This window comes from Streptosporangium sp. NPDC003464 (genome assembly GCF_053588315.1).
Genome location: NZ_JBSFPS010000330.1, coordinates 1 through 9,933 on the forward strand (window position 1 = coordinate 1; position 9,933 = coordinate 9,933).

Consider the following 9,933-nt stretch of genomic DNA (forward strand, 5'->3'; position numbering starts at 1 on the left):
CAGCGCGCGCATGGTCTCCTCGATCGGCGTGTCACGGTCCCACATGTGCACCCAGTACAGGTCCACGTAGTCCGTGCGCAGCCGACGCAGGCTGGCCCGCGGCGTCTGGGGCCCGTACCCGGCCTGCCGGCCCACACCCAACCTGCGGCCCGCACCCGGCCTGCCGGCCCGCACCCGACCTGCGGCCCGTACCTGACGCCAGGTGACAGGTACGGGCGCGACGATGGGAGCATCACCCCGACACCGAGGAGAGCCCCCATGCCCCGTGCCAACGGCACCTTCACCATCGACAGCTGGGACGCGCGGCCCTACGACGAGGCCGAGGGCGCCGCGCTCTCCCACGTCCACCTGACCAAGACCTTCGACGGCGACCTGGTGGGCACCAGCACCACCGACATCATCACCGCGATGGCCCAGGTCGAGGACTCGGCGGCCTATGCCGGCTTCGAACGTTTCACCGGCACCGTGCACGGGCGCAAGGGCACCTTCGTGCTCCACCACACCGCCACCAGCCACGCCGGGGAGTCATCCCTGAGCTGGACGGTCCTCCCCGATTCGGGCACCGGCGAGCTCCTCGGCATCAGCGGCGGGGGCCAGATCGTCAACGATGACGGCGCCCACTCCTTCCACCTCGACTACGGGCTCGGCTGAGCCCTGGGCGGCCGCGTCCGAGGGCTCCGAGGCGTGTCAGCGCCGGCCGGCGGCCGGGGCGGCGGAGCAGGTGGTGTCCTTGGCGGGCAGGACGCCGTCGACCAGATAGCGGTTGACGGCGCTGTCGACGCAGGCGTTCCGGGGGGCGAAGAGTCCCCCGTACACGGTGTGGCGGAAGGCGCCGCGCAGGGTGACCAGGCGGGAGCCCGTCAGGGCCCGGTGCGCGGCCTGCTGGCCGGGGTAGGTGGCCGCCGGGTCGCCGTCGGCGCCCACCATCAGCACCGGGACGTCGTTACGGACCCGGGTGGGAGGTTCGGCGGGAGCGACCGGCCAGAACGAGCAAGGGGTGAGGTTGCGGGTCAACGGGCCGAACAGCGGCTCGTCGGCACGGTGGGCCTGAATGTCGCGGTAGTAGGTGTCAGGGTCGCGGGACGCCGCCCGGTCCGCGCAGGAGATCGCGGTCTGGACGCTGGCCGAACCGTCCGCGTCCGGGGAGGACAGGCCGGTCAGGACCTGTTCCAGGACCGGGGTGGGGGTGACCTTGACGCCGCGGGCGGCCTCGCTCAGGACACGGACGTCAGCGGCGAAGCTCCCGTACGCCTCGTCGCTGTCCCCGGCGGTGACGTTCCACAGGAGCTGGGGCAGCACGCGGCTGTCGACCTGGTGGTCGCCGACCCGCAGCGGGCCGCGGGTGACAGCCTGGCCGATCCGGTCCACGGTGGCCAGGACCTGGGCGGTGGTGGCGCCCAGGCGGTAGCGGCCGTGGTGGCGGGCCGCCCAGGCCGCCCAGTTCTCCAGGACCGCGGTCACGGCCGGCCCCGTCGTGCTTGTCAGGTCGGGACCGAACAGATCGGGGTTCAGGGCGCTGTCGAGCACCACCCGGTCGGCACGGCGGGGGAACAGCTGCAGGTAGACCTCGCCCAGGTAGGTGCCGTACGACGAGCCGAGATAGGACAGTTTCGACTCGCCGAGGGCGGCCCGGATCACGTCCATGTCCCGGGCGGTGTTGCGGGTGGAGGCGTGGGGCAGCACATCCCGGTGAACGGCGCAGCGGGACGCCAGGTCCTTGGCCAGGGCCGCGCTCCGGTCGAAGGTGCGCCGGTCCGGTCCGGCGGAGCCGATGCTGACGGTGGGCCACCCGCAGTTCAGGGGGGTGCTGCGCCCGACGAAGCGGGGGTCCATCCCGATCAGGTCGTAGCGGGCCGCGACCGCGGGCCCGGCCTGCTTGACCTGGAGGGTGAGATACATCGTGGGGACTCCGGGGCCGCCGGGGTTGTAGAACAGGGATCCCCGCCGGCGCCCGGGGTCGGTGGCTCTCAGCCGGGACAGCGCGACCTTGATGGTCCGCCCGCCCGGGTCGCTGTAGTCCAGCGGCACGGTGACCTCGGCGCACTGCGCCTTCGCGTCGTCCAGCTCCTTGCCGACGGTGTCGTCCGGGCCGCTCTGGCAGCGGTGCCAGGCGATCTCCTGCTGCTGGAAACGGGCCGGCCCGGCGTCCGGGGCACGGCCGCCGGCGTCTGCCCGGGCCGCTCCGGCGGCCGGCGGCACACCGGTCACGGTGCCCGTCAGCGCCGCCACCACGGCCCCGGCCACGGCCACGGCCGTCCTTCGTCCACGCATCGGATTCTCCTCCTGCACATTGTCCGCACACTGTCTCGGGCACGACCGGCCACGATTTCTCGGGCACGACCGGCCACGGCGCGCGGGCGGCTCCCCGGCGCCCTGAACGGCCCGGTGGATCACGGGTCGCGCCATCACGGGGTACGAAGTTAAGCCGCGCGGCCGGCCCGGCGCGTCAGCCCCCGGTCGGGTTTCCCGAGCCTGCGCGCGGCCTCCGCGCCGCCCCGTGGGACTGCCGACGATCCCACCTCTGACCAGCGGTTCCTCCGGGGCGGGGCCGCGCCGGACGCCTCGTCCGGGAGATCCGTGTACGACTCCAGGCTGACGTGGGCCGGCCGATCCGACCGGTCCGGGGACCTCCGGTGCGGGGTCCGCGGACCTCCGCGCGGGAGGAGACCCATGCTCCGCCGGGCGGTGCCGGCCGGCCGCTCCGGGGCCTTCCGCCCCGCCCGGGACGCCGGGCGCGCGCTTGTCGTCCTCCGGCGGGAGCCCACTATGGTGGCGCCATGGACCGGGCTCGCCGTCCCTGCCCGTACGCGGCGGCGGCCCCGGCCGCGAGGATACGGAAACGACAGGACGTGTGATGACCGGTGGCGCGGTGGCCGTGACGGAGGCGGCGCGGCCGGTACGGTCCCTGCTGCGGGTAGGTGCCCGGCTCCCGCCCGTGGCGTTCGACGCGGTGCTGGCGCTCGGGCTCTTCTCCGTGACCGCCGGCCTCAACAGCAAGGTCTACCAGGACCCCCCGGGGACCCTGATCCTCCAGGCGGCCCTGTCGCTGCCCCTGGTGTGGCGGCGGCGCGCGCCCCTGACGGTGTTCTGCGCGGTGGCCGCCGTGGCGTCCGTCCAGTGGCTCATCGGCGTCCAGCTGCTGACCGACGTGGCGCTGCTGGTCGCCCTGTACACGGTGGCCGCGCGCTCCGCCTGGCGCCACACGCTCATGGCCGGAGCCGTCCTCGGAACCGGCATCCTGCTGGCCTCCGCGCGCTGGGCGGCACCCGACGGCGCGTTCCTCAACTCGGCCGTCTTCCTGACCGCCGTGGCCGTCGCCGCCGCCGTCACGGGTGTGAACACCCGGATCCGGCGTGCCTACCTCGCGTCCCTGGAGGACCGCGCGGTCCGTCTGGAGCGCGAACGCGACCAGCGGGCCAGGCTCGCGGTGGCGGACGAACGGGCCCGCATCGCCCGTGAGATGCACGACGTCGTCACCCACAACCTGTCGGTCATGGTGGCGCTCGCCGACGGCGCGGTCTTCGCGCAGCACGGTTCACCCGACCAGGCGACCGCCGCCATGCGCCAGATCTCCGGCACCGGGCGGCAGGCTCTCACCGACATGCGGCGCTCCCTGGGCGTCCTGCGGGCCGACGAACCGGACGCGCTGCGCCATCCGATGCCCGGCATCGCGCAGCTGGAATCCCTCGCCGAGCAGACGCGCGCGGCCGGGCTGCCGGTCCGCCTCGACGTGGAAGGCGATCCCGCCTCCGTCCCCGCCGCCGCGCAGCTCACCGTCTACCGCCTGGTCCAGGAGTCCTTGACCAACTCCCTCAAGCACACGCCGTCCGGCACTCGCGCCGAGGTCCGGGTGCGCTGCACGCCCCGGACCGTCACCGTCGAGGTCACCGACGACGGCCGCGCCACGCGAGCCGTCGGCCCGCCGTCCGGGCAGGGCGTCCCCGGCATGCGCGAGCGCGCGGCCGCGTACGGCGGGACCCTGGAGGCCGGCCCGCTCCCGGGCGGCGGCTGGCGGGTCTGGGCACGCCTCGACCTCGGCATGACCGGCGCCGGCACGGCCGGGGAGGGCGCCGCGTGACGATCCGCGTCCTGCTCGTCGACGACGAGCCGCTGCTCCGCATGGCGTTCACCATGGTCCTGCGGGCCCAGCCGGACATGGAGCCGGTCGGTGAGGCCGGGGACGGCGCCGAAGCCGTACGCCTCGCGCAGCGCCTGCGGCCCGATGTCGTCCTGATGGACGTACGCATGCCCGGTGTCGACGGGATCGAGGCGACCCGCCGGATCACCCGGAACGGCCGGCAGACCCGGGTCCTCATCCTCACCACCTTCGACCTCGACGAATACGCCTTCGCCGGGCTCAAGGCCGGCGCGTCCGGTTTCCTCCTCAAAAACGCCCTGCCCGAGGAGCTGCTCGCGGCGATCCGGAGCGTCGCCGCGGGCGACGCCGTGGTCTCCCCGCGGATCACCCGCCGCCTGCTGGAGAACTTCGCCCACCAGCTCCCCACCGGCGGCGCCCCGGCGAGCGACGAGCGGCTGCGACGGCTCACCCCCCGCGAGCGGGAGGTGCTCGTCGAGGTGGCCCGCGGCCTGTCCAACACCGAGATCGCCGCCGGACTGCACCTCGCGGAGGCCACGGTGAAGACGCATCTGGGCCGGATCCTGCTGAAGCTGGAGCTGCGCGACCGGGTGCAGGCCGTGGTCTTCGCCTACGAGAACCGGCTCATACGCCCGGCGTGAGGAGACACTCAGGCGAGGGTGGCCCGCCCTGTTCAGGTGAGAACAGGGCACGCCCGACCGGACGTCATTCCTTCGCCGGCGCCTCGACGCTCCACAGGCGCCCGTCGGGGTCACGCAACGTCAGCCGCTTGGTCCCGTAGTGGGTCTCCTCGAACGGCGTGACCACGTCGAAGGACGGGTCGGCCGGGAACGCCTCGGCGTCCGCGACCCGCAGCACGACCTGGGTGTCGGGCCGCTGTTCCTCGGGGACTTCGGCGAGGAGCAGGTAGGGGCCGTCCCCGCGCCGGAACAGGCCCGAACCGTGGTCGGTCGCGAACTCCACGTCGAAGCCCAGCGCCTGCAGGAACTTGGCGCTCTTGCCCCAGTTGTGGGTCTCCAGATAGACGCCTTCGATGCCCTCGGTAGCCATGTCATGTCTCCTTTTCTCCTGGGGGCGGCCCGTCCTCATGGGCCGACAGATAGGCGCGCAACGCCTCGGCCACGAGGGCCGAGAGCGACATCTCGGCTTCGATGGCGTGGTGCTTCACCTGCCTGATGAGAGTCAGCGGCAGATAGACGTTGAACTGCTTTACCTCCTCGGTGGCCATGGCCATAATGCTAGCATCCTAGGAACCAAGGATCCTAGGGACGAGGCCCCTCGTCTCCGTTCCCAGCGCGACGAACCGCGCAGCAAGGAGGATCTGGACCATGGCACGCAAGTGGTGGACGCTGGTGGTGGCGTGCGCCGCGACGTTCATGCTGCTGCTCGACATCACGATCGTCGTCGTCGCGCTTCCGGACATGCAGCACGCGTTGGACGCGAGCTTCGGCGACCTGCAGTGGGTGACCGACGCTTACGCGCTGACCCTCGCGGCGCTCCTGCTCACCTCGGGGTCCCTCGCCGACCGGTTCGGCAGGCGGCTGCTGTTCCTCATCGGCCTGACGGTCTTCACGGCCGGCTCGCTGCTGTGCGGCGTCGCGCAGGACCCGCTGACGCTGATCGCCTCCCGGGCGGTCCAGGGGGTCGGCGGCGCGGTCATGTTCGCCACGTCGCCGGCACTGATCGCCACCACGTTCCAGGGCCGCGAACGCGGCATCGCCTTCGGCGTGTGGGGCGCCGTGGCCGGCGTGGCCACCGCCCTCGGCCCGATCCTCGGGGGCGCGATCACGACCTGGATCAGCTGGCGCGGCATCTTCCTGGTCAATCTGCCGATAGGTGTCGCCGCGATCGCCGCCGCCGTGCGCCGGGTGGACGAGTCGCGCTCGCCGTACGCTTCCCGGATCGACTGGCCGGGGGTCAGCACGCTGACCGCCGGGCTCTTCAGCCTCGTGTACGCGCTGATCAGGGCGGGCGAGACGGCGTGGAGCGACCGCGGGGTCGTGATCTGCTCCGTCCTGGCGGCGGTGTTCCTGGCAGCGTTCCTCGCGGTCGAGGCGAAGGTGTCCGAGCCGATGTTCGACCTGTCGCTGCTGCGGACCCCGACGTTCCTCGGCGGTTCGATCGCCGCGTTCGCCATGAACGCCTCGCTGTTCGCGATGTTCCTGTACCTCGTGCTGTACCTCCAGAACGCCCTCGGCCACAGCCCCCTGGGCGCCGGCGCCCGGCTGCTCGTCGTCTCGGCCTGCTCGACCGTCGCCGCGACAGTGGCGGGCCGGCTGTCGAGCCACGTCCCGGCCAGGTGGCTCATCGGTCCGGGCCTCATCCTGGTGGGCGTCGGCCTGTTGCTGATGACGGGACTGGACGCCGGATCGGAGTGGACGCACCTCGTCCCCGGATTCGTCGTCGCGGGCATCGGCAGCGGCATGGTCAACCCGCCGCTGGCCTCGACCGCGGTGGGCGTCGTACCGGTCCACCGCTCCGGCATGGCCTCCGGTGTGAACCAGACCTTCCGGCAGGTCGGCATCGCCGTCGGCATCGCCCTGTACGGCTCGATGTTCTCGTCGTCGCTGCATTCCGGCCTGAAGGAGCGGCTCGGCTCCACTCCGGAACTGCGCGGCTACACCGGCCGACTCGCGGACGCCGTACATCGCGGCGATCCCGGCCAGGTGATCGGCTCCGCGGCACCGCAAGACCGCGGCCGGCTCTGGGAGGCGGCGGGGGCGGGCTTCGCGTCGTCTCTCAACGACCTGCTGCTCGCCGGCGGCATGGTGGCCGTCGTCGGCGGCATCCTGGCTTTCGCGCTCATCCGCGGCAAGGACTCCGTGCCGCCCGGAGGCGGCCGGGAGCAGCCGCAAGGCGCCAACACCCCTGCGGCGCGGCCCTCATCGACCCACCCCGCCGACTCCGGGGCACGAGACTCTACTCGCGGCCATTAGCGCCGAGCGCCGAACCGGCGGGTCAGCCGCGTCCGGCGGGGGCCGCCTCCGCCGAGCCGGGCGGCCCCGGCGGCGCGCTCGGCGTCGGTCCGACCTCCAGGAGCCGTTTCAGGGCGCCGTGGACGCAGGCCGGCGACATCTGAAGCCGACGTAGCCGATGCCCAGGACGAGGAGGATGGTCAGAACGTGGCGAGGGTCTTCATGCGGCGCCCCTGATCTTGCGGACGTGTCGGGTGTACCGGGCGGATCCGGCCAGGTGCCAGAGCCACCGGACGGGACGGGGCAGCGTGCCAAGGATCTCGGACCGCTCGGCGGGGGTGGCCTCCTCCAGCACGGCCCCGAGGAAGATCAGCTGCTTGGGCTTGGGCGTGGTGGCCTAGAAGTGCTCGGCCATCCGGTTCCACTCCTGCGCGCTCACGTGCCGCTCGGCGACGGGCAGCAGTTCCTTCTCCTCGTCGTTGAGGTGCTCCAACAGGACGGCGCGGTGGTCCCAGGGCGCGGCCACCAGTTCGTCGCGCTCGGCCTCGCCGGCCGCCGACGCCCACCGGGGCAGCGTCTCCTCGACCTTGGCCAGGGTGGCGGCGACCCGCTCGTGCTGCTCCTCCATGCGCAGCACCAGATCGGCTTCCAGATCGACTCTGGCCAGCAGCCGCGACTCGCGGCGGAAGACGCGGTGCGCGACCACCATCTCGTGAGTGTTCGGTTCCGTCATGGGCACAGCCTCCGGCGCGCCCCTTGGAAGGCGGTTGGAGCCGCGCTTGGAAACCCCACGATGTGGGGCGATGGTGTGGATTCGGGCGCTCGGTCCCTTCACGGCCGAGGTCGACGGGGAGCCGGTGCCGCTCGGTGGCCCGTTGCAGCGTGCCGTGCTGGCCGTACTGGTGGCCGCACGTGGGCAGGTCGTCTCCGCCGACCGCCAGACCGTCACCCTGCTGGAGCGGCTGCTCGCCGAGCCGGATCTCGAGGCGGCGGTCCGGTGCATGCTGCTGGACGCCTACGCCTGCGAGCTGGCCGCGGCGGGGTTGCCCGCGGCGCGGGCGGCCGCCGAGGAGGCCGTGGCGCTGGCCACCGCGCTCGACGACCCGGCGTTGCTCTGGCGAACGCTGTCCACGCTCTCCTACGACCTCGATCCGGCGCTCGACTGGCGCCGGCGGCAGGAGCTGGGAGAGCGCATCGCGACCGCGGACTCGCCGGGCTACCAGCGGTACGGGCTGTTCGTCCAGGCCTCCGCCGCGGCCGGCGCGGGGGAGCCGGAGCGAGTGAAGGCGCTCGTCGCGCAGTCGCTGGAACTGGCCAGGAAGTACCGGATGGCCGAGCCGGTCGGCGTCGCCGAGTGCGCCCTCGCCACGCTCCTGCACATCTCGGGCCGCTCGGACGAGGCGCGCTGCCTGTACGCCGAGGCGGCCGCGCGGATGGCCGCCCACGGCTCGCTGCACGCCACCGGCTACGGCCTGCTGGCCGAACTGTCCACCTACGCCGATGTCCCGGCCGGGGGCGTCGTGGGCGAGGAGTTCATGGCGTTGGCGGCCGCCCTGCTTGACGGCCACGGTGCGCTCGGCGCCGACGCGGCCGCCATCGCGCTGACCGCGCAGGGGAGGCTTGAGGAGGCGCGCGAAGCCCGAGCCAAGGCTGGGCCGATCCCGCCCGACTACTTCTTCCCGGTCTTCGCCACCTTCCGGGCCATGGCCGTGATCGCGCTCGGCGAGGTCTCCGCGGCCAAGGAGGTGTACGAGGCGTTGCTGCCGTACGAGGACGGGCCGCCCGCAGGGACCGCCAGCCTGTCGATCGCGCTGCGGCCGGTGGCCCACACGCTCGGTGAGCTTGCCCGGCTGCTCGGCCGCGAGGACGCCGCCCGTCGCCACCTCACCCGTGCGGCCGCCGTCGCCTTCCGCTGGGGCGCCGACCGCTGGGCCGCAGAGTCCCACGCCGCCGCCGGCCGCCTCTCATAGCGCGTCAGGCGAGGATGGCATAGACGGTGGTGGCGTGGGCCGAGGGCTCGGTGGCGCCGTCGGGGATCATGGTGACATCGCAGAAGGCCAGCGTGCGCCCCAGCTTGGTGATCCGGACGTGGAGCAGCACGTCCTTGCCCATGACCGGCCGCTGGAACGTCGTCGACTGCTGCACCGTCGTCATCGGCACGAACCCGCCGCGGGCTGCGGAGATGGCCACCACGGTGGCGGTGTCGGCGGCGGCCATCATGGCCTGGCCGCACAGCCCGCCGCCCTCCCTGGCCAGCGAGTCTGACCACGGCAGGCGCACGATCGCATGGCGCTCGCCGACCTCCTCCACGGCCAGCCCGAGTTCCTGGATCCAGGGGGCGAAGTAGTCCCTGAGAATCGCGTCTCCGTCTTCAGGTGTCACGGAGACATCATGCACGCGGCATATGCGTGTGGAGAACGTCTTCCTGCCGTCCACTATGAGAGCGACGTGCTGTACGAGCTGTTCGGCGAGCGGGCCCGACTGGAACTCCAGCCTTGCCGCCTTCCTCCGGCAGGGTTCCGTCCCCGAGCGGGGTGGCACGCTCAAGGATGTTCCGGTGGTCAGGCTTACCTTGGACGAGGCCACCGGCGGTCGCGCCGACCTGGAAAACGACGAGATCCCGCCCGATCGAGGTGATCGGACGGGATCTCGTCAACCAACTGTCAGCCGTCTCAAGAACGGCCCGCTGTGGAGCTATGGGGATTCGAACCCCAGACCTCCTCCATGCCATGGAGGCGCGCTACCAGCTGCGCCATAGCCCCTCAGGTTTCGTGTCGCCGGTCTCTCGCCCCAGCGGCACCACGCCAGTGTATAGGACATCGGGGACCACTCAGAAACCGTCCGCGCGCGGCGGACGCGGCGCAACCGCCCGGCCTCCGGGGGAGGCGGCGGCCCGGGGTGGTGGGCCGGGACGCCGAGCGG

The 9,933-nt window shown here is 72.7% G+C and carries 11 protein-coding genes and 1 tRNA gene; 5 read left to right on the plus strand and 7 right to left on the minus strand.

Annotation, left to right across the window (positions count from 1 at the left end):
* The coding region (locus tag ACWDS7_RS42770; protein ID WP_451933944.1) for an aldo/keto reductase at nt 1-348 on the minus strand (348 nt) is incomplete at its 3' end.
* Between ACWDS7_RS42770 and ACWDS7_RS42775 the strand changes: the two genes are divergently transcribed.
* Nucleotides 259-651: a DUF3224 domain-containing protein gene (locus ACWDS7_RS42775; protein ID WP_451933945.1), complete on the plus strand. Its 393-nt coding sequence runs from the start codon at nt 259-261 to the stop codon at nt 649-651. The two genes, ACWDS7_RS42770 and ACWDS7_RS42775, sit on opposite strands and share 90 nt — an antisense overlap.
* A gap of 36 nt (nt 652-687) precedes the next feature.
* Here ACWDS7_RS42775 and ACWDS7_RS42780 read toward each other — a convergent pair whose 3' ends face one another.
* Nucleotides 688-2,271, minus strand: a complete 1,584-nt coding sequence (locus ACWDS7_RS42780; protein WP_451933946.1) for an alpha/beta hydrolase — start codon at nt 2,269-2,271, stop codon at nt 688-690.
* Nucleotides 2,272-2,854: 583 nt separating this feature from the next.
* On the opposite strand from ACWDS7_RS42780, the gene ACWDS7_RS42785 reads away from it, so the two are divergent.
* Together ACWDS7_RS42785 and ACWDS7_RS42790 are read left to right on the plus strand one after the other, a co-directional pair.
* Nucleotides 2,855-4,078: a sensor histidine kinase gene (locus tag ACWDS7_RS42785; RefSeq protein WP_451933947.1), complete on the plus strand. Its 1,224-nt coding sequence runs from the start codon at nt 2,855-2,857 to the stop codon at nt 4,076-4,078.
* A complete protein-coding gene (locus ACWDS7_RS42790; RefSeq protein WP_306866581.1) occupies nt 4,075-4,737 on the plus strand; it encodes a response regulator in 663 nt (220 codons plus the stop codon). The genes ACWDS7_RS42785 and ACWDS7_RS42790 overlap by 4 nt, the downstream gene beginning before the upstream one ends.
* A gap of 64 nt (nt 4,738-4,801) precedes the next feature.
* Here ACWDS7_RS42790 and ACWDS7_RS42795 read toward each other — a convergent pair whose 3' ends face one another.
* The gene (locus ACWDS7_RS42795; RefSeq protein ID WP_306866574.1) at nt 4,802-5,146 is read right to left on the minus strand and encodes a VOC family protein; all 345 of its coding nucleotides are present in this window, start codon (nt 5,144-5,146) and stop codon (nt 4,802-4,804) included.
* Nucleotide 5,147: 1 nt separating this feature from the next.
* Nucleotides 5,148-5,324 carry a ribbon-helix-helix domain-containing protein gene (locus ACWDS7_RS42800; RefSeq protein WP_451933948.1) on the minus strand — a complete coding sequence of 59 codons (177 nt, stop codon included), beginning with the start codon at nt 5,322-5,324 and terminating at the stop codon, nt 5,148-5,150.
* A gap of 100 nt (nt 5,325-5,424) precedes the next feature.
* Between ACWDS7_RS42800 and ACWDS7_RS42805 the strand changes: the two genes are divergently transcribed.
* Nucleotides 5,425-7,032: an MFS transporter gene (locus tag ACWDS7_RS42805; protein WP_451933949.1), complete on the plus strand. Its 1,608-nt coding sequence runs from the start codon at nt 5,425-5,427 to the stop codon at nt 7,030-7,032.
* Between the two features lie 376 nt (nt 7,033-7,408).
* Here ACWDS7_RS42805 and ACWDS7_RS42810 read toward each other — a convergent pair whose 3' ends face one another.
* Nucleotides 7,409-7,744: a hypothetical protein gene (locus ACWDS7_RS42810; RefSeq protein ID WP_451933950.1), complete on the minus strand. Its 336-nt coding sequence runs from the start codon at nt 7,742-7,744 to the stop codon at nt 7,409-7,411.
* Between the two features lie 70 nt (nt 7,745-7,814).
* On the opposite strand from ACWDS7_RS42810, the gene ACWDS7_RS42815 reads away from it, so the two are divergent.
* Nucleotides 7,815-8,981, plus strand: coding sequence for a hypothetical protein (locus ACWDS7_RS42815; RefSeq protein WP_451933951.1), 1,167 nt, complete (start codon nt 7,815-7,817; stop codon nt 8,979-8,981).
* A 4-nt stretch (nt 8,982-8,985) separates the two neighbouring features.
* Here the strand turns inward: ACWDS7_RS42815 and ACWDS7_RS42820 are convergent, their stop codons facing one another.
* Both ACWDS7_RS42820 and ACWDS7_RS42825 read right to left on the minus strand, forming a co-directional pair.
* Complete coding sequence (locus tag ACWDS7_RS42820) at nt 8,986-9,393, minus strand: PaaI family thioesterase (RefSeq protein WP_451933952.1); 408 nt, start codon at nt 9,391-9,393, stop codon at nt 8,986-8,988.
* Between the two features lie 307 nt (nt 9,394-9,700).
* Nucleotides 9,701-9,773, minus strand: a tRNA-Ala gene (locus ACWDS7_RS42825).
* Nucleotides 9,774-9,933: the final 160 nt, after the last annotated feature.